Annotated in this window: 20 protein-coding genes; 14 read left to right on the top strand and 6 right to left on the bottom strand. The window is 70.2% G+C overall.

The features are described from left to right. The coding region (gene tsaD, locus QNJ12_RS18150) for a tRNA (adenosine(37)-N6)-threonylcarbamoyltransferase complex transferase subunit TsaD (protein ID WP_300624762.1) at window positions 1-777 on the top strand (777 nt) is incomplete at its 5' end. A gap of 168 nt (window positions 778-945) precedes the next feature. Then, the gene (locus QNJ12_RS18145) at window positions 946-1,371 is read left to right on the top strand and encodes a hypothetical protein (RefSeq protein WP_300624760.1); all 426 of its coding nucleotides are present in this window, start codon (window positions 946-948) and stop codon (window positions 1,369-1,371) included. Window positions 1,372-1,383: 12 nt separating this feature from the next. Here the strand turns inward: QNJ12_RS18145 and QNJ12_RS18140 are convergent, their stop codons facing one another. Further along, on the bottom strand, window positions 1,384-2,166 hold the full coding sequence (locus QNJ12_RS18140; RefSeq protein WP_300624758.1) for a sterol desaturase family protein: 783 nt from the start codon (window positions 2,164-2,166) through the stop codon (window positions 1,384-1,386). Between QNJ12_RS18140 and dusB the strand changes: the two genes are divergently transcribed. From dusB to QNJ12_RS18105, 7 genes are all read left to right on the top strand, one after another. Beyond that, window positions 2,165-3,325 (top strand): tRNA dihydrouridine synthase DusB, encoded by a 1,161-nt coding sequence (gene dusB / locus QNJ12_RS18135; protein ID WP_300624756.1) that lies wholly within the window; start codon window positions 2,165-2,167, stop codon window positions 3,323-3,325. The two genes, QNJ12_RS18140 and dusB, sit on opposite strands and share 2 nt — an antisense overlap. 22 nt (window positions 3,326-3,347) lie before the next feature. Further along, the gene (locus QNJ12_RS18130; protein WP_300624754.1) at window positions 3,348-3,941 is read left to right on the top strand and encodes a nucleoside triphosphate pyrophosphatase; all 594 of its coding nucleotides are present in this window, start codon (window positions 3,348-3,350) and stop codon (window positions 3,939-3,941) included. A 122-nt stretch (window positions 3,942-4,063) separates the two neighbouring features. Then, complete coding sequence (locus QNJ12_RS18125; protein WP_300624752.1) at window positions 4,064-5,383, top strand: carboxypeptidase regulatory-like domain-containing protein; 1,320 nt, start codon at window positions 4,064-4,066, stop codon at window positions 5,381-5,383. Window positions 5,384-5,414: 31 nt separating this feature from the next. Beyond that, the gene (locus QNJ12_RS18120; RefSeq protein ID WP_300624751.1) at window positions 5,415-6,179 is read left to right on the top strand and encodes an SDR family oxidoreductase; all 765 of its coding nucleotides are present in this window, start codon (window positions 5,415-5,417) and stop codon (window positions 6,177-6,179) included. Window positions 6,180-6,375: 196 nt separating this feature from the next. Continuing rightward, the gene (gene groES / locus QNJ12_RS18115) at window positions 6,376-6,669 is read left to right on the top strand and encodes a co-chaperone GroES (RefSeq protein ID WP_300624749.1); all 294 of its coding nucleotides are present in this window, start codon (window positions 6,376-6,378) and stop codon (window positions 6,667-6,669) included. A 35-nt stretch (window positions 6,670-6,704) separates the two neighbouring features. Further along, window positions 6,705-8,342: a chaperonin GroEL gene (gene groL / locus QNJ12_RS18110; RefSeq protein WP_300624747.1), complete on the top strand. Its 1,638-nt coding sequence runs from the start codon at window positions 6,705-6,707 to the stop codon at window positions 8,340-8,342. A 91-nt stretch (window positions 8,343-8,433) separates the two neighbouring features. Next, window positions 8,434-8,892, top strand: coding sequence for a hypothetical protein (locus QNJ12_RS18105; protein WP_300624746.1), 459 nt, complete (start codon window positions 8,434-8,436; stop codon window positions 8,890-8,892). Here the strand turns inward: QNJ12_RS18105 and QNJ12_RS18100 are convergent. Both QNJ12_RS18100 and QNJ12_RS18095 read right to left on the bottom strand, forming a co-directional pair. Continuing rightward, complete coding sequence (locus tag QNJ12_RS18100) at window positions 8,873-10,273, bottom strand: MFS transporter (RefSeq protein WP_300624745.1); 1,401 nt, start codon at window positions 10,271-10,273, stop codon at window positions 8,873-8,875. The two genes, QNJ12_RS18105 and QNJ12_RS18100, sit on opposite strands and share 20 nt — an antisense overlap. Beyond that, window positions 10,270-10,845, bottom strand: coding sequence for a helix-turn-helix domain-containing protein (locus tag QNJ12_RS18095; RefSeq protein ID WP_300624743.1), 576 nt, complete (start codon window positions 10,843-10,845; stop codon window positions 10,270-10,272). The genes QNJ12_RS18100 and QNJ12_RS18095 overlap by 4 nt, the downstream gene beginning before the upstream one ends. 64 nt (window positions 10,846-10,909) lie before the next feature. Here QNJ12_RS18095 and QNJ12_RS18090 point away from each other — a divergent pair, with 64 nt between their 5' ends. Beyond that, window positions 10,910-11,086 (top strand): hypothetical protein, encoded by a 177-nt coding sequence (locus QNJ12_RS18090; RefSeq protein ID WP_300624741.1) that lies wholly within the window; start codon window positions 10,910-10,912, stop codon window positions 11,084-11,086. Window position 11,087: 1 nt separating this feature from the next. Then, window positions 11,088-11,756 (top strand): CoA pyrophosphatase, encoded by a 669-nt coding sequence (locus QNJ12_RS18085; protein WP_300624739.1) that lies wholly within the window; start codon window positions 11,088-11,090, stop codon window positions 11,754-11,756. Here QNJ12_RS18085 and QNJ12_RS18080 read toward each other — a convergent pair. Next, window positions 11,749-13,170, bottom strand: a complete 1,422-nt coding sequence (locus QNJ12_RS18080; protein ID WP_300624737.1) for a pyridoxal-dependent decarboxylase — start codon at window positions 13,168-13,170, stop codon at window positions 11,749-11,751. The two genes, QNJ12_RS18085 and QNJ12_RS18080, sit on opposite strands and share 8 nt — an antisense overlap. Before the next feature lie 96 nt (window positions 13,171-13,266). On the opposite strand from QNJ12_RS18080, the gene QNJ12_RS18075 reads away from it, so the two are divergent. Beyond that, window positions 13,267-14,484: a hypothetical protein gene (locus tag QNJ12_RS18075; protein ID WP_300624735.1), complete on the top strand. Its 1,218-nt coding sequence runs from the start codon at window positions 13,267-13,269 to the stop codon at window positions 14,482-14,484. A gap of 10 nt (window positions 14,485-14,494) precedes the next feature. On the opposite strand, the gene QNJ12_RS18070 is transcribed toward QNJ12_RS18075, so the two are convergent. Together QNJ12_RS18070 and QNJ12_RS18065 are read right to left on the bottom strand one after the other, a co-directional pair. Beyond that, on the bottom strand, window positions 14,495-14,914 hold the full coding sequence (locus QNJ12_RS18070; protein WP_300624733.1) for a hypothetical protein: 420 nt from the start codon (window positions 14,912-14,914) through the stop codon (window positions 14,495-14,497). Next, the gene (locus QNJ12_RS18065) at window positions 14,911-15,246 is read right to left on the bottom strand and encodes a hypothetical protein (protein WP_300624731.1); all 336 of its coding nucleotides are present in this window, start codon (window positions 15,244-15,246) and stop codon (window positions 14,911-14,913) included. The genes QNJ12_RS18070 and QNJ12_RS18065 overlap by 4 nt, the downstream gene beginning before the upstream one ends. Before the next feature lie 24 nt (window positions 15,247-15,270). On the opposite strand from QNJ12_RS18065, the gene guaA reads away from it, so the two are divergent. Beyond that, the gene (guaA, locus tag QNJ12_RS18060) at window positions 15,271-16,836 is read left to right on the top strand and encodes a glutamine-hydrolyzing GMP synthase (protein WP_300624729.1); all 1,566 of its coding nucleotides are present in this window, start codon (window positions 15,271-15,273) and stop codon (window positions 16,834-16,836) included. 118 nt (window positions 16,837-16,954) lie between these two features. Next, window positions 16,955-17,721: hypothetical protein (locus QNJ12_RS18055; RefSeq protein ID WP_300624727.1), on the top strand; the 767-nt coding region annotated here is incomplete at its 3' end.

The raw sequence follows: 17,721 nt of genomic DNA, 5'->3' as shown, positions 1-17,721 counted from the left end.
TGCACCTACGGGCCGGGCCTGATCGGGGCGCTCCTCGTCGGCGTGTCGGCGGCGAAAGCGCTCTCGCTGGCGTGGGACGTTCCGTTCGTCGCCGTCAACCACCTCGAGGCGCACCTGTACTCGGCGTTCCTCGAGGATCCGTCGCTCGAGTTCCCGCTCGTCGTGCTGCTCGTGTCGGGCGGTCACACGATGCTGATCGAGATGGAGGGTCACGGCCGGTACCGGATGTTGGGCCAGACGATCGACGACGCCGCCGGGGAGGCGTTCGACAAGGTCGCCCGCTTCCTCGACCTCGGCTACCCGGGCGGCCCGGCGATCGACGCCGCCGCGTTGAACGGCGACCCCGACGCGATCCGCTTCCCGCGGGCGTTGACCGAGGACGCCGACAACCTCGACTTCAGCTTCAGCGGGCTGAAGACGGCCGTGATGAACTACGTGCGCAAGCACCCCGACGTCGCGTCGGCCGACGTCGCTGCGTCGTTCCAGCAGGCGGTGGTCGACGTGCTGGTCTCCAAGGCGCGCCGGGCGGCCCAGCAGGTCGGCGCGACCGGCATCGTGCTGGGCGGTGGCGTCGCGGCGAACTCGCTCCTTCGTGAGGAGATGCTCGGCGCTTGTGCGAACGACGGGGTGAACGGCTTCCTTCCCGGCCGGTCGATGTGCACCGACAATGCCGCCATGATCGCGGCTGCCGGCTGGCATCGCCTGGCGAGCGACGGTCCGTCGGGCCTCGACACCGGCGCCATGCCCAACCTGAAGCTGCCCCTGCTCGATCGGTAGTCGGGTTCCCGTTCCTGGCTGTCACAGCGGGCGAAGCTGAATGGGGCGGGCAGGGCGTTCGAGCCGGGAGTCGATGCCGGGGCACGCGCGTGCGACACTGGAGTCGTGCGCGCGGCGGAGCCATCGGACGTTGTCGGGTGCGAGGCGTGCGACCTGTCGACCGGTCGAGTGCACCCGCCGGGAGGCCGCATCTTCGAGACCTCGGCATGGTTGGTCGAGCACTGCGTCGGACCGATGGGCCTCGGCGCGCTGATCGTCAAGCCCCGTCGACACGTGACCCACGTCGCCGAGTTGAGCGACGACGAGGCCGACGAGCTCGGGCCGCTCCTGAAGCGGGCGTCGAAGATCGCCGGCGACCTCGTCGGCGCCGAGCAGGTGTACAACTGCCTCTGGTCGCATGCCGGCGGTCGGCCGGTCCATCTGCACTACGTCGTGCAGCCCGTCACCGACGACCAGATGACGCGCCACGGTTCGCATGGCCCGCTCCTGCAAGTCGCGATGTTCGTCAACGACGAGCCGCCGCCCGCCGACGTCGTCGAACGGATCGCCGACCGGGCGCGTGCGCTCTTCCGGGAGCCGCCGACGGCGCCCTGACGGCCGGGGCGTCTAGGGGGCTCCGAGGGATCGCGCCGTGTCGCTCAGCGGGACGTCGGTCTTGCGCTGGGGGTACGTGCGCAAGAGCCGGTCGCCCGAGTTGCTGGTGACGCCGAGCCAGTAGTTCTCGTTGCGGAAGTGGTGCAGGCGGTGGTTGCGGGCGAGCCGCCGGTAGTAGCGCGTGCGGCACCGGTACCTCGTGTGCACCAGCAGGTGCACCCACTCGTAGTGGGCGAGGCCGATCGCAGCGAGCGTCCAGGCCGACAGGAACGGGCCGAGCAGCGCCGAGCCCGTGACCCACATCAGCGGGAGTGTCCAGGCCGCCGTCACCAACCCGAAGGCGGTGATGAACACACCGGCGTCGAGCCCGCCGAGCAGCAGCCACTGGATGTCGGTCGGGTCGAGGTGGTGCCGTCGATGACCACTGCCGGTGCCGAGGGTGCGCGACGTCCAGGCGTCCTCGGGTGCGTGGAGCAGGAACCGGTGGATGATCCATTCCACGGTGCCGGTGATCAGCAGGGTCACACCGAGGGCGATGAGGTCGCCGCGGCCGAAGCCGCCGCCGACGACGGCGCGCACAGTGCCGAGCAGCACGGCCGCGGCGATGAGCACCCGCGCCGAGCCGGCCCGGGCGTAGACGCCGAGCGTTTCACGCTTCGTGGACAGGTCGCCGGCCCCAACCGTCCAGGGCGACGTCGCAGGTGCCGTCGTCGATCCGATCCTGCCATCCTGCAGCACCCGGCAGCGCGATGTCGAGCGGCCGGCCGGCCACGACCGGTACCGTGTACGGGTCATGTCGGCCGCAACCACCCGTCACCAGCTCCGGATCGGCGACTTCGCGCCGGTGGCGCCGGTCGTGCTCGCCCCGATGGCCGGCGTGACCAACCGTGCGTTCCGGGCGATGTGCCGGTCGTACGGCCCCGACCTCGTCTACGTCAACGAGATGGTGATGGCGAACGCCGTCGTCCATCGCAACGCCAAGACGATCCGCATGACGAGCTTCGGACCCGACGAGTCGCCCCGCAGCCTGCAGATCTACGGCAGTGACCCCGTCGTGCTCGCCCGGGCGGTGCACCAGGTGTGCGACGAAGGTGTCGTCGACCACATCGACCTCAACTTCGGCTGCCCGGCGGCCAAGGTCACCCGCAAGGGCGGTGGCGCAGCGGTGCCCGCCAAGCCGAACCTCCTGCGGGCGATCGTGCGGGCCGCCGTCACGGCCGCGGCGCCGTACGGCGTCCCCGTGACGGCCAAGTTCCGGATGGGCCTGTGGGACGACCTGCGCACCGACCTCGACACCGGCCGGATCTGCGCCGACGAGGGCGTCGCGTGGATCGCGCTGCACGCCCGCACGGTCGAGCAGCACTACGCCGGCGCGGCCCGCTGGGACGCCATCGGCGAGCTCAAAGCGGCGGTGCCCGAGATCCCCGTGCTCGGCAACGGCGACATCTGGGAGGCCACCGATGCCGTCGCGATGATGGCGCGGACCGGCTGCGACGGCGTCGTCGTGGGTCGCGGCTGCCTGGGTCGCCCGTGGCTGTTCGGCGACCTGATCACCGTCCTCGCCGGCGGCGTGGCGCCACCGTCACGATCTCTCGGCGAGGTCACCGCTGCCATGGCCCGCCACGGCCGACTGCTCGTCGAGCACTTCCGGGGCCACGGCGGCGAGGACTACGCACTCCGCGACTTCCGCAAGCACACGTCGTGGTACCTCTCGGGCTATCCCGTCGGCCCGGCGGTCCGGCGGCGTCTCGCCCAGGTCTCCAGACTGACCGAGCTCGACGAGGAGCTGGGCCGACTCGACCCGGCGATCCGCATCGTCGAGGGTGGCGAGCGCATCAAGCGCGGCCACACCAACGGGCCGATCAAGGTCGCGCTGCCGGCGGACTATCTCACCGATCGCTCCGAGCTCGTCGTGCCGGACGACGGACGCGTCATGGCGCTGTCCGGCGGCTGAGCCAGCCACTTCGGAGCTGCTCGTGCCGACATCGCTCGTGCTCGCCTCGTCGTCCCCCCGGCGACACCAGCTGCTGCGCAGCATCGGTCTCGACTTCGAAGTCGTGGCGGCCGATGTCGACGAGACGCGACGCGACGGCGAGCCGCCGCTCGACTACGTCACCCGGATCGCCGAGTCCAAGGCCCTGGCCGTCGTCAACCGGATGGGCATCGCAGCGGCGGGCGACGTGGCGGTGCTGGCCGCCGACACCACCGTGGACGTGGACGGCGAGGTGTTCGGCAAGCCGGCCGATGACGCCGACGCCCGCCGCATGCTGGAGCAGCTGTCCGGCCGCACCCATCGGGTGCACACCGCGATCGTCGGCTGGCGCATGACCGGCATGCACCGCGCCCTTGCCACGACGGACGTCACGTTCGTCGACCTCGATGCCGCAGCGATCGACTGGTACCTGTCGATCGGCGAGCACCGCGACAAGGCCGGGGCCTACGGCATGCAGGATGCCGCCGGCGCGTTCGTCGAGCGCGTCGACGGCAGCCCGACGAACGTGATCGGCCTGCCCCTCGCCCAGACCATCGCCGTGCTGCGGGCGTGCGGCATCGAGGCAGCCAGCGGCTGAGCGCGGCACAGCCGGGCGGCCCGCCGATCCGGGCGCTCTTGTGCTCCGGGTCCGCCGGGTGTTCGATGAACGCGTGAGGGTTCCCGGTGCGGGATCCCGGCGACACGTAGCGGGAGGTCGTCATGGGGATGATCGGACGTGTGCTCGCCGTGCTGGTCGTCGCGCTGGTCCCGTCCGCGACCGCACGCGCGCGGACCGATGGGTTCTTCCTGGACGTGAGCGCCCATCCCGACCGCGTGGTGCCTACCGGTTCCGACGTCCGCGTCACCGTCGGGCTGCACGCCGCAGGCGATCCGGAGTTCACGATCACCGCGGTGATGAGCGATCGGTTCGGTGACGTTGCCGATGCCGCCAACCCCGCGTTGGTCGACACGAGCTGCGTCGTGCCCTCGACACGCCTCCCGGGCGATCCGGTTCCGCCGCCCTACGAATGGGCATGCTCCTACATCGTCAACATCGCCGGTGGCCTGGGCACGGTCGTCGACACCGTGACGGTCCTGTTGACCCTTCCGGACACGACCGAGCTCACGGTGTTCGACGACGTCTCGGTCTCGATCTCCGATGCCTCGGGAGCGATCCGGGGCACGATCGTCGACGACGTGACCGGGACGCCCGTCGCAGGTGTCCACATGATGGCGATGGGCCCGACCGGGGCCGAGATGTCGACCGATGCGGCGGGCCGTTTCGACCTCCAGGGCCTCGAGCCGGGCGACTACCAACTCGTGGCCGGCAACAACGTCACGATGATCCCATCCGAGTACGCGCGCGAGTGGTACGACGACGCGCCCGACATGGCGTCGGCCGACGCAGTGACCGTTGTGGGTGGGGAGGCCACCACGCTGACGTGGGGGCTGAGCCTGGGCGGCGTGATCGAAGGCGCCGTGACCGACGAGCTGACCGGAGCGCCGCTCGCGGGCGCCCGCGCGGTGTGGGTGGCCGTGATGCCCGACGGTGACTGGGAGGGTTCGTTCGTCGAGGCGGCCGACGCCGATGGCGCCTACCGGATCAGTGGGCTGCACGAGGTCGGCGTGCTCGTGTGCTTCAGAGCGCCGGGCTACGTGCCCGAGTGCTGGAACGACGTCCCGTGGGCCTCCGGCAGCGGCTTCAACTTCGGTGGGGACCAGATCGCAGCCGCCCCCCGCACCGTGATCTCCGGCATCGACGCCGCCCTCACGCCGGACGCCCCGGCGACCACGACCACCGCGCCGGTCACGACCACCCTGCCGACCACGACCACTGCGCCGGTCACGACCACCCTGCCGACCACGACCATCCAGCCGGCACCGACGACGACGTTCGTGCCGGCTCCGGTGAACGTCCTGCCCGCCACGGGCGGCAACGGCGCGCATCTCACGATCGTGGCCCTGGGGGCGGTGATCGTCGGTCTGGTCGCCGTCGCGGCGGCGCGGCGTCCCCACCGTCGGGCGTGTGAGGGACCGTGACACCTTGGGCCCGAGTGCTATGCACTCGAAGATGGAGATCGACGGGACGACGTGGGTCGTGACCGGCGCTTCGGCCGGCATCGGTGAGGCCATCACGCACGAAGCCCGCCGGCGCGGCGTGACCGTGATCGGTGTCGCCCGCCGGGAAGGCGTCGAGGTGCGGGCCGACCTCGCTGATCCCGAGGTCGTCGAGGGCCTCGTCGAGCGGATCGAGGAGGAGCACGGGCCGATCGACGTCTGGGTCAACAACGCTGGTGTCGACGCCCGTGGACCCTTCCTCGACGCATCGGCCGACGACGTTCGGGCGATCCAGCAGATCAACCTCGCCACCCCGATCGAGCTCTGCCGCCAGGTGATCCCGCGCATGGTGCGGCGCAACGGCGGCCACGTGGTCAATGTCAGCTCGATGGCGTCGGTCGCCGCCTTTCCGGGCATCGTGTTGTACGGCAGCACCAAGGCGGGGCTCTCCGCCTTCCACCGCGTGCTGCGCACGGAGCTGGGGCGCTCGCCGGTCGGGCTGACGATCGTCGAGATCGGCCCGTCCCCGACCGACATGCTCGACCGCGCATACGCGCACCCGCCGACCGAGCACGGCTTCCGCCGCCTCCGCCGGCTGTTGGTGCTGCCCGAGGTGGATCGCGTGCGGGTCGCGACGGAGGTCGTCGACGCGGTGGAGGCCGGTCGTGCGGCCGTACGGCTCCCGCGCCGGATCGCGCCTGCGGCGTGGGTGGTGTCGGTGCCGCAGCGGCTGGTCGACCTGCTCACGTTGGACCGCCCCGACGCCGCAGCCCGATGACGCGCCCGGAGCGCCGGCCTGCGCCGGGCGCACCTCGACGGCAGCGCGTGTCGTCGCGATCGACGCATTAGCACTCTCGGCCTCCGGTTGCTAACGACCCGGCGCAGCGTCTAACATTGGCACTCGCTCGGGCCGAGTGCTAACGGCCCTGAACGCACCCGAATCCCCTGTGACACGCCAACGGAGGCATGCACCCATGAACCTGAAGCCGCTCGATGACCGCATCGTCGTCAAGCCCAACGAGGCCGAGACCCAGACCGCATCGGGTCTCGTGATCCCCGACACCGCCAAGGAGAAGCCGCAGCAGGGCTCGGTCCTCGCCGTCGGCCCCGGCAAGCGTGCCGAGTCGACCGGCGAGATCATCCCGCTCGACATCAACGTCGGCGACACGGTGCTGTACTCGAAGTACGGCGGCACCGAGGTCACCCTCGACGGTGACGAAGTACTCGTGCTCAACGGTCGTGACGTGCTCGCGATCGTCGAAGGCTGATCAACCCCCACCCAGATTCGAGGAACTGATTCCACATGACCAAACTGCTCCACTTCGACGATGACGCACGTCGCTCGCTCGAGGCCGGCGTCAACAAGCTCGCCGACGCCGTTCGGGTGACGCTCGGGCCCAAGGGCCGCAACGTCGTGCTCGACAAGAAGTTCGGCGCGCCGACGATCACCAACGACGGCGTGTCGATCGCCAAGGAGATCGAGCTCGACGACCCGTTCGAGAACATGGGCGCCCAGCTCGTGAAGGAGGTCGCCACCAAGACCGACGACATCGCCGGTGATGGCACCACCACCGCCACCGTGCTCGCCCAGGCGATGATGCGGACCGGTATGAAGAACGTGGCCGCCGGCGCCAACCCGATGGCGGTCAAGAAGGGCATCGAGAAGGCCGTCGCCGCAGCGGTCGAGTCGATCCAGAGCCAGGCCAAGGACGTCGACGACAAGAGCGACATCGCCAACGTCGCCACCATCTCGGCGGCCGACTCGTCGATCGGCGCGGTCATCGCCGACGCCATCGACAAGGTCGGCAAGGACGGCGTGGTCACGGTCGAGGAGTCGAACACGTTCGGCACCGAGCTCGAGTTCACCGAGGGCATGCAGTTCGACAAGGGCTACCTGTCGCCGTACTTCGTCACCGACCCCGACCGTCAGGAAGCGGTGTTGGAGGACGCGTACATCCTGCTCAACCAGGGCAAGATCTCGTCGGTCCAGCAGATGCTGCCGGTGCTCGAAGGCGTCATGAAGACCGGCAAGCCGCTCGTGATCATCGCCGAGGACATCGAGGGCGAGGCCCTCGCCACGCTCGTCGTCAACAAGATCCGCGGCACGTTCAACGCAGCGGCCGTCAAGGCACCGGGCTTCGGCGACCGCCGCAAGGCGATGCTGCAGGACATGGCCGTCCTGACCGGCGGCCAGGTCATCAGCGAGGACGTCGGCCTCAAGCTCGAGAACACGACGCTCGACCTGCTCGGCACGGCCAAGCGCATCATCATCACCAAGGACAACACCACCATCGTCGACGGTGGCGGGTCCGAGGACGACGTCGCCGGCCGCATCGCGCAGATCAAGACCGAGATCGACAACACCGACTCGGACTGGGATCGTGAGAAGCTCCAGGAGCGCCTCGCCAAGCTGGCCGGCGGCGTCGCCGTCATCCAGGTCGGCGCGGCGACCGAGGTCGAGCTCAAGGAGAAGAAGCACCGCATCGAGGACGCCGTGTCGTCGGTTCGTGCCGCGATCGAGGAGGGTGTGGTCGCCGGTGGCGGCACCGCCCTGATCCGTGCCCGTGGCGCCGTGCAGACGGTCGCCGACGGCCTCGAGGGCGACGAGCAGACCGGTGCCCGGCTGGTGTGGGAGTCGCTCGTGGCCCCGACCCGCAACATCGCGGAGAACGCCGGCCTCGAGGGCTCGGTCATGGTGCGTGCGGTCGAGGCCGAGACCGGCACCAACGGCCTCAACGCTGCCACCGGCGAACTCGAGGACCTCATGAAGGCCGGCATCATCGACCCGGCCAAGGTCACTCGTGCGGGGCTGCAGAACGCCTCGTCGATCGCCGCGCTGGTACTCACCACCGAGGCCCTGGTCGCCGACAAGCCCGAGCCCCCGGCTCCGATGGGCGGCGGCGGCATGGACCCGATGGGCGGCATGGGCGGCATGATGTGACGGTTGGTGTCTGACACCATCTGTAACGCCTGACGACGGCCCGGGGCTCCGGCCCCGGGTCGTTGCGCGTCCGGGCGGGTAGGTTCGCCCCGTGGGTGAGCGTGCGATGCGGCCGTTCTGGGTGCACCAACTGGCGGAGTACCTGATCGGCATCTCGCTCGTGGCGCAGGGGATGCAGGATCCCGAGCCGCTCGTGCCGGCCATCGCCGGTGCCGTCGTGATGGTCAACGCGTCGATCGTGCGTGGCCCGCTGGGGGCGTTCAAGATCGTCGGGCGGGCAACGCACCGCTGGCTCGATCTGATCGTGATCGTCGGGATCCTGGTCGCCGCCGTGCAGCCGTGGATCGACGTCGAGTTCACCGGCCGGCTGGTGATGCTCGTGATCCTGGTGCCGCTCGGGTTCCTGTGGTTCTACACCGACTGGGCCGAACGCAAGGACCGCAAGCAACGACGCGCCGAGAAGGCCGGCCCCAAGGGTGAGGAGCTCGGCCGCTCCGCCGGCCGCATGGCCGGCAACGCCTACAAGGCCATCAAGAAGCGGGCTGAGTAGCGGCCGCGCGCGCCGCCTCGAGCTTCTCGGTGGTGAGCTTGGCCCGTCCGAACAGGAACAGCCCGGCGTGCACCACGGCGACCGCGAACCACGTCGAGCGCAGGGCGAGATCGCGGTCGGCGAGACCCTCGACCAGGAACACCAGCACGCCGCCGATCGCGGCACCGATCGGCATCATCCCCCATGCGAAGAACCGGTAGACGCTGTTGACCCGGCCGAGCAGGTGCTCGGGGATGATCGTCTGGCGGAGGCTGACGGTGATCACGTTCCACAGGATCCCCAGGAACGCCTCGATCCCCAGCAGCACGAGCACGGCCGGCCACCAGGCGATGAGGCCGATCAGTGCCGGCGAGATCGCGAGCCCGCCGAGCGCAATGGCCAGCGACGTGCCGCTGCCGAGGCGCGTCGAGACCGCAGGGGCCACGTTGCCGCCGATCAGCCCACCGACGGCGCTCCCGAAGAACAGGATCGTGAACAGCAACGGACCGACGTCGAGCACCTCCTGGGCGAAGAGCACGATCGGCGCCATCGCGATCATCATCGCCCCGTTCATCAGCCCGAGGATGATCGCCATCGGTCGCAGCAACGGGTGTCCCATCAGCCATCGCACACCCTCGCTCAGCTCTTCGCGGAACGTCTGCTTCGGTTGGTCGCTCCGGTCGGCGCGGAAGCTGCCGGGGATGAGGAACACGAGGGCGGCGGCGACGAAGAACGTCGCGGCATCGACGAAGAACGGCAGCGAGAACGCGACGAGCAGCAGGATCGAGCCGAACGGCGGGCCGAGGAACGTGTTGGTGACGCCCTCGACGCTCCACATGCGCCCGTTCGCCTTCTCGAGCTGATCGGCGGCGACGATGTTGGGCAGGATCGTCTGGGCCGAGTTGTCGCGCAGCACCTCGGCCATGCCCAGCAGCAGCGTCGCGATCAGTACCACCGCGTAGAGACCGAACCGGGTGCCGGTGACCGACTCGACGTCGTCGGGGCCGGGCAGCGTGCCCTGCGCGCCCAGCACGGCGAACGCGACGAGCAGCGTGATCGCGAACCGCACCACGTCCATCGACACCATCGCCCTGCGCCGGTCGATGCGGTCGGTGATGACACCCGCCGGCAGCGTGAAGAGGAGCCAGGGGAGGCGTTGGGTGACGGCGACGAGGGCGACCAGGATCGGGTTGCGGGTCACGGCGCTCGCCAGCCAGGGGTAGGCGACCATCGCCATGCCGTCGCCCAGGTTGGAGACGACCGTCGCGCCGAAGAGCTTGCGATAGCTCGGTCCGAGCGGACGTCGTCGCGGGCGGACCTCCGCAGCCGCGCGTTCGGGGGCGTCGACGACCGTGGCGCGATCCGAGGGACCGGACGGTTCGGGTAGCTGCTCGTCGGTCATGTCGGCTCCTCGCCGTGCTCGGCGTGGCGCACGGGCGGGGCCACGGTGCGGTTGGTGGGGAACAGCGCGAGGAACATGCCGAATTCGGTGTCGCCACCGCGGGGTTCCTCGGCGAACTCGACGGCGAGGGCGAGCAGCCGCTCGCCGAACTCCACGACGCGATCCGCCGGGATGCGGGCGTGCCGGTAGGTGCTGAGGCCGACCTTGCTCTCGTGCATGCGATCGAGGTCGATCTCGGCGAACACGTCCCGGATGAACGGGATCTCGCCCGGCCGGTCGGGGAGCACGTACGTCAGGGCGACCCTGCCGTAGAACCGCTCCTCGATGGCGCGGACCTTGCGGGTGTGCACGACGTGGAGCAGGCCGGCGTCGACGAGCACGTCGACGTGATAGGCGATGGTGCCGCGTGGACGATCGAGGCGCTCGGCGAGCTCGGTGACCGACATCGCGCGTTCGAGCACGACGTCGACGATCGTGCTGCGCAACGGATCGCCGAGCGCCTTGAGCTGCGCCGGCGTGTCGATCGACAGCTCGGGGTGGAGCTCGTAGTCTCGTCGTTGAACGTCCGACATTTCTCGAACAATAGGGATTTGTCGGACGATCTGCAACCGGGCTGCGCCGCCATAGGCTGAGACGATGTCGTTCGAGCGGCCCGCCCCCGACCTCAGCAAGCTCATCCACGCATGGGAGGAGTTCGAACGGGGGGAGGAGACCCCTGGCAAGGTGCTCGCCAACCTGAAGACCGCCGGGCTGCCCGAGGTGCTCCAGGAGCTCTCCGAGAGCGGGTGGACCCCGTCAGCGGCCACGAGTTGACGTGACCGGTACGACCGGTCGCCGCGCCGGCGGCCGACAGGTCATCCCGCGACCCTCGCGCTGGAGCGCCGGTCCGGGTGCGCCCTGGCCGATCGGTGCCGCTCCGTCGCTCGGCGACGTGCTCGCCGCCGTGCCCGAGATCGACCGCCCGGTGCTGCCCGCGTTTCCGAATGCCCGGCCCTCTGCGGTCCTGATCGCGCTCGCCGACGGCGTACGCGGCCCCGAGGTGCTGCTCACCCGCCGCTCGTGGGAGCTGCGGCACCACCGCGGCGAGGTCAGCTTCCCGGGCGGCCGAATGGATCCCGGAGAGACCCCTGTCGAGACGGCGCTGCGCGAGGCGCACGAGGAGGTCGGGCTCGAACCCGGCCACGTGCACCTCCACGGCGAGCTCGAACACCTCAACACGGTGGTGTCGCGGAGCTACATCGTGCCGAAGGTGGCGACCGTCGACGAGGCGCTCCCACTGGTCGGCGAGACGTCCGAGGTCGACCGGGTCTTCTGGCTCCCGCTCGCCGAGCTGACCCGCGCCGACACCTACCACTCCGAGGTCTGGGGGATCGGTCCGACCGACCGGACGCTGCACTTCTTCGAGCTCGACGACGAGACCGTCTGGGGCGCCACCGCGACGATGCTCGTCGACCTCCTCCGCCGCACGCTCGGCGTCAGCTGATCAGACCGCGGAGCTGCGCCCACAGCGCGATCACGTGCTCGCGTTCGGTGGTGCGGGCGCCGATCGAGACGCGGAGCACTGACCGCCCGCCGAGCACGGTCCGCGTCACGTGGGCCTTGCCGAGCGAGTTGATCCGGTCGATGAGCGTGTCGGTGCGCTCGTTGGTCTCGTCGAGGTCGTCGCCGGCGGCGCGCAGGCACAGCAGGTTCAGCGGGTGCGGGGCGACGATGTCGAACCGCTCGTCGCCCGCGACCCATTCGGCGAGCTCCTGCGTGAGCGAGATGTCGCGCCTGATGCGGTCCTGCACCGATGCGACGCCGTCGAGGCGGATCGTGAACCACAGCTTCAGCGCGCGGAACCGCCGGCCGAGCGGGATCTGCCAATCGCGGTAGTCGATCGCGGCGCCCGACTCGGCCGCAGCCGAGCGCAGGTACTCGGGCAGGATGCTGAGCGCGCCGAGCAGTGCGGCACGATCGGTCGTCCAGTAGAGCGTGCAGTCGAAGTTGACGCCCATCCACTTGTGGGGGTTCGTGCAGTAGCTGTCGGCGTGCTCGAGGCCCTCGTTGACCCAACGGTGCTCGGGCGCCAGCGCGGCGATCCCGCTCATCGCGCCGTCGACGTGGAGCCAGATGTCGTTGACCCTGCAGATGTCGGCGATCGCCGACGTCGGGTCGAACGCCATCGATGACGTCGTGCCGTGGGTCGAGCACACGAAGAACGGGCGGAAGCCTGCCTTCGTGTCGGCGTTGACCGCATCGCGGAACGCAGCGGGCCTCATCGCGAACGTCTCGTCGTGCTCGACCACGCGGATCCGGTCGGTTCCGATGCCGGCGATGCGCAGACCCTTCTCGACCGACGAGTGCGCCTGCGACGTGGTGTAGGCGGTGAGCAGCGAGGTGTCACCGTCGGCGTTCACGTCGCCGCCGGTCGCCCGCCACCGTGCGGCCAGGATGGCGACCAGCGTGGCCTCGCTCGCCGAGCCCTGGATGACGCCGCCGCCCCACCGGCTGGTCGAGCGGAACGCCTCGGGCAGTTCGAGCAGCTCCTGCATCCAGTCGAGCATCAGCGTCTCGATCTCGGTGCACGCCGGCGACGTGATCCAGCTCATGCCCTGCACGCCGAGTCCGGCCGAGAGCAGCTCACCGAGGATCGACGAATACGTCGTGTTCGCCGGGAAGTAGGCGAACCAGCCGGGGTGCTGCCAGTGCGTGATCGTCGGGAGCACGACCCGCTCGACGTCGGCCATCACGTCGTCCCACGACTCCGGCTGGGTCGGCGGGTGCTCTGGCAGCATCGCCCGGACGGCCCCCGGCTCGATCTCGGGGACGACCGGACGGTCCTCGACCGTCTCGAGGTACTCGGCGACGCGGTCGATCAGCGCATGCCCGTGCTCTCGGAACTCGTCGGGCGTCACGTGCGGCACGGTACGACACCCCGCCCATCGGCGCGAACTCGCCGGCCAGGACCTTCGGCACTGGCCGCTCGGAGCGGTCTCTGGTGTGGTTGACCCATGACCGGTCTCCGCTACACGGTGGTCGCGTCGCCGCTGCACGATGCCGCTGCGATCGACCGCATCACGTCCCCGGTGCGGGCGGCGCTCGACGGTCTCGGCGGTGCCCCGACCGACGACCCGACCGCGCAGCCCGCGTCACCACACGTCGTCGTGATGGCGACAGGAGGGACCGAACGCGCTGCGCTCGACGTCGTGGCCCGTCGCCATCTCGTCGTGCCGTGGGAGCCGGTCGTGCTCGTCGCACACGGTGTGCACAACAGCCTGCCCGCGGCGCTCGAGACGCTGGCGAGCCTCCGGCAGTCGGGGGTCCACGGACGGATCGTGCCGGCCGACACCGACCCCGAGCTGCTCGCCGCGGCTGTCGAGGACCTGCGCTCGCTGCACCGGCTGCGCGGTTCGCGGCTCGGCCTCGTCGGCGAGCCGTCGGAGTGGCTGGTCGCCAGCGTTCCGATGCGCGAACGGCTGCTCGACCGCTGGGGCATCGAGCTGGTCGACGTCGACATCGAGGAACCGATCAGGCGCCACCGTGCAACCGACCCCGACGATGCCCGGCCCGTCGCGATCCGCTTCGCCGGCCACGGTTCCCCGGACGACGAGACCGTGACCGCAGCCGCACTGCATCCGGCGCTGGTCGCGACGCTGGCGGAGCACCAGGTCGACGCCGTCGCCGTCCGCTGCTTCGACTTCATCACCGATCTCGCGACGTCGGGCTGCGTGGCGCTCGCCGAGTTGAACGACACGGGCGTCGTCGCCGGCTGTGAGGGTGACGTCGCCTCGACCGTGTCGATGATGATCGCACGGGAGCTGCTCGAGCAGCCCGCCTGGGTCGCCAACCCCGCGCAGGTCGACGGCGATGCGAACACCGTGCTGCTGGCGCATTGCACGGTTGCGCCGTCGATGGTCCACGACCTCGAGCTCCACACGCACTTCGAGAGCGGCCTCGGGATCGGGCTGCGCGGCACGTTCGAACCCGGCTGGGTCACGCTGATGCGGCTCGGCGGCGCGGCGCTCGAGCGGCACTGGTTCACCGATGCCGAGATCGTCGAGACCGGCTCGTCACCCGACCTCTGCCGGACCCAGGTGACGGTGCGGCTGGCCGATCAGCCTGCGTCGTCGCTGCTCGAGGATCCGCTCGGCAACCATGTGGTGATGGTGCTCGGCCGACATCGCGATCGCCTCGAACGCTGGTGGCAGCTGGCATTCGGCCCCAGCTGACCGCCCCCAGTCAACAGGCGGCATCGAGGACGCCCCCGGCGACGGCCAGGCAGCGTCCGACGAGGATCGCATCGCGCTCCCACGTGCACACCGACGGATCCCGCACGGCCATGGCGACCGCAGGGTCGACGTCGCGGATGCGGTAGCCCACACCACCTGGTCCCTGAGCGACCTTCTCGTCGCTCACGCGGGCATCGTCGACGGTGCGGCAGACCGTTCGCCACGGTGCGCCGTCGACGAGCACGGCCGGCTCGCAGCTCGCGTCCTCGTCGCACGTCGGGTCGTGGTCGAGGTGAGCCAGGCCGTCGACGTAGCCCGGTCGGCCGCTCGTCGCGATGACGCCGAGCACGATCGCTGCAGCCGGCAGCACCCCGAGCGCCGGCCAGAACCACGGCCGGTCGCGCCAGCGCCGTGCAGGCCGCTCGCTCACGGAACCTGGTCGGCCTTTGCCCGCCGCGACGCAGCGACGACGCGCCACCCGATGAACCCCAGCCCGGCGAGGATCGCAGCCAGGATCAAGCCCTGCCGCCAGCCGCCACGAGCCTCGCTGCCGCAGCCGGGCTTCGGCAGGGCACTGATGCACTCGCCGATCCCGCGCTCTTCGGGCAGGAACTCGTTGATCGTGTCCCGCGGCGGCGGTGCCGTGTCATCCGGGGCGGTCTCGGCAGCGAACGAGGGCGCCGGCGCGGCGGCTGCGGGTGCCACCGATCCGACGGCGAGCGCCGGCACCGTCAGGCACAGGGCGATGACCATGCGGCGCACGACGACTGTCTACCATCGAGTTCCTTGGACCGTGACAGCCCTCCCACACACGACCACGACACCGTGCTCGTCGTCGACTTCGGCGCCCAGTACGCCCAGCTGATCGCACGCCGGGTCCGCGAGCTCCACGTCTTCTCCGAGATCGTGCCGCACCGCATCACCGCCGACGAGGTCGCTGCGCGGCGCCCCTCGGCGATCATCCTCTCGGGTGGCCCGGCCAGCGTCAACATCGAAGGGACGCCGCGCCTCGACCCGGCGATCTACGACCTCGGCATCCCCGTGTTCGGCATCTGCTACGGGGCCCAGCTGATCGCCATGCAGCTCGGGGGCACCGTCGGTCGAGGCATGGCCGGTGAGTACGGGCGGGCACACCTGACCCGCACGGCCGAGTCGTCGGTGCTCCACGCCGACATCCCGAGCGAGCACGACGTCTGGATGAGCCACTTCGATGCCATCACCGAGGCGCCGCCCGGCTTCCGGGCCACGGCGTCGACGAAGGACGCACCGGTCGCAGTGCTCGAACACGACGAGCGACGTATCTGGGGTGTGCAGTTCCACCCCGAGGTCGTCCACTCACCGCACGGCATGGCGGTGCTGCGGACGTTCCTCCACGACCTCGCCGGCTGCTCGCCCGACTGGCGGATGTCGTCGGTGATCGACGAACAGGTGGCCTCGATCCGGGCTCGCGTCGGCGACCAGCGGGCGATCTGCGCGTTGTCGGGCGGCGTCGACTCGTCGGTCGCCGCGGCGCTGGTGCATCGGGCGATCGGCCACCAGCTCACGTGCATCTACGTCGACACCGGTCTGATGCGCAAGGGCGAGAGCGACCAGATCGTCGAGACCTACGGGCGCAACATGCAGCTCGAACTGATCCACGTGGACGCCGGCGACCGCTACTTCGAGGCGCTGGCCGGGGTCAGCGAGCCGGAAGCGAAGCGAAAGATCATCGGCGAGCAGTTCATCCGGATCTTCGAAGAGCACACCGGCGGGCTGACCGACGCGACATTCCTCGTCCAGGGCACGCTGTACCCCGACCTGATCGAGAGCGGCGGCGCCGACGGCACCGCCGACGTCATCAAGAGCCACCACAACGTCGGTGGCCTCCCCGAGGACATGACGCTCGAGCTCATCGAGCCGCTCCGCGACCTGTTCAAGGACGAGGTGCGGGCGCTGGGCAGCGAGTTGGGGCTGCCCGACGAGATGGTGTGGCGGCAGCCGTTCCCGGGCCCCGGCTTGGGCGTGCGGATCATCGGCGAGGTCACGCCCGAGAAGGTCGCGACACTGCAGGAGGCCGACGCCATCGTGCGCGAGGAGATCGCGTGGGCCGGCCTCGAACGCGAGATCTGGCAGGCGTTCGCGGTGTTGCCCGACATCCGGTCGGTCGGCGTGATGGGCGACGAGCGCACGTACGGCCACCCGATCATCATCCGGGCCGTGACCAGCGACGACGCGATGACCGCCGACTGGGCGCGGCTGCCGTACGAGCTGCTGGAGAAGATGTCGAGCCGCATCATCAACGAGGTCGCCGGCATCAACCGGGTGGCCTACGACATCACCTCGAAGCCGCCCGGCACCATCGAGTGGGAGTGATCGCTCCGACCGATCCGTTCCCTGCGAATGGCCGGTCGTGACGGCCGGAGCACGCCGAGAAAACTCTCGGTGTGCTGTTCGCAACGTGTTCGTAATGGTCGATACACTCCTCTGAGCTATGCAGACCGCCTCTGCCGAGCCCCCGAAACGCACGACCCTCCGTCGCGGCCGCATCGCCGTGTTCGCTGCTGCCCTGACCCTCGTCGGGTCCGTCGCCGTGCCCGAAGCGGTACACGCGTCGGTCGCCGACCAGCAGCGCGAGGTCGAGCGGATCGTCGACGAGCTCGACCGACTCCACGAACAAGCAGACCGGCTCGCCGAGGACTGGAACGAGGCCGAGGACGAGCTCCGGCAGCTGACGGTCGACGTCGCCAAGACCGAGGACCGCGTCGCCGCGAAGGAGGCCGAGCTCGCATCGCTGCGCGGTGACCTGTCGGAGGTCGCCCTCCGCACGCTCACCGGCGCCGGCGGCGACGTGCTCGGCCCGCTGTTCTCCAACGCGGAGGTGTACAGCGAGGCGCTGCGCCGCGAGCAGTTCAGCCGGGTCGCACTGTCGGTCGGCACCGGCACGACCGACGATCTCGACGAGTTCATCCGCGTCCTCGAGGAGGAGAAGGCCGAGCTGGCGTCCCAGCGCGAGCGGGTCGAGACGCTCAAGGCGACGATCGAGCAGAAGCAGATCCAGACGTCCGACCTCAGGGAGCAGTTCATCGAGAAGCGGGCCGCCGCCGAGGCCCGGCTCGGTCAGCTGATCGAGGAAGAGGAACAGCGACGCGCCGAAGAGGCGTGGGCACGACTCCAGGCCGAGCTGGCCGCCCAGGAGCAGGCCGCGGCCGACGCCGCCGCCGCCGCTGCGTCGTCGGGTGGTGGCGGTGGTTCGTCGGG

Origin of the sequence: Ilumatobacter sp., assembly GCF_030065885.1 — a bacterium.
In the GTDB taxonomy this organism is placed as follows: Bacteria; Actinomycetota; Acidimicrobiia; order Acidimicrobiales; family Ilumatobacteraceae; genus Ilumatobacter.
Note: the sequence above shows the minus strand (reverse complement) of the source record. Positions and strands in the feature narration are given on the sequence as shown.

Bases quoted from the DNA above. Each gene is read 5' to 3' on its own strand.
- QNJ12_RS18100 (WP_300624745.1), bottom strand. From the start codon at position 10,273: ATGACCGACGAGCAGCTACCCGAACCGTCCGGTCCCTCGGATCGCGCC.
- QNJ12_RS18120 (WP_300624751.1), top strand. From the start codon at position 5,415: ATGGAGATCGACGGGACGACGTGGGTCGTGACCGGCGCTTCGGCCGGC.
- dusB (WP_300624756.1), top strand. From the start codon at position 2,165: ATGTCGGCCGCAACCACCCGTCACCAGCTCCGGATCGGCGACTTCGCG.
- QNJ12_RS18140 (WP_300624758.1), bottom strand. From the start codon at position 2,166: ATGACCCGTACACGGTACCGGTCGTGGCCGGCCGGCCGCTCGACATCG.
- groES (WP_300624749.1), top strand. From the start codon at position 6,376: ATGAACCTGAAGCCGCTCGATGACCGCATCGTCGTCAAGCCCAACGAG.
- QNJ12_RS18125 (WP_300624752.1), top strand. From the start codon at position 4,064: ATGGGGATGATCGGACGTGTGCTCGCCGTGCTGGTCGTCGCGCTGGTC.
- QNJ12_RS18090 (WP_300624741.1), top strand. From the start codon at position 10,910: ATGTCGTTCGAGCGGCCCGCCCCCGACCTCAGCAAGCTCATCCACGCA.
- groL (WP_300624747.1), top strand. From the start codon at position 6,705: ATGACCAAACTGCTCCACTTCGACGATGACGCACGTCGCTCGCTCGAG.
- QNJ12_RS18095 (WP_300624743.1), bottom strand. From the start codon at position 10,845: ATGTCGGACGTTCAACGACGAGACTACGAGCTCCACCCCGAGCTGTCG.
- QNJ12_RS18075 (WP_300624735.1), top strand. From the start codon at position 13,267: ATGACCGGTCTCCGCTACACGGTGGTCGCGTCGCCGCTGCACGATGCC.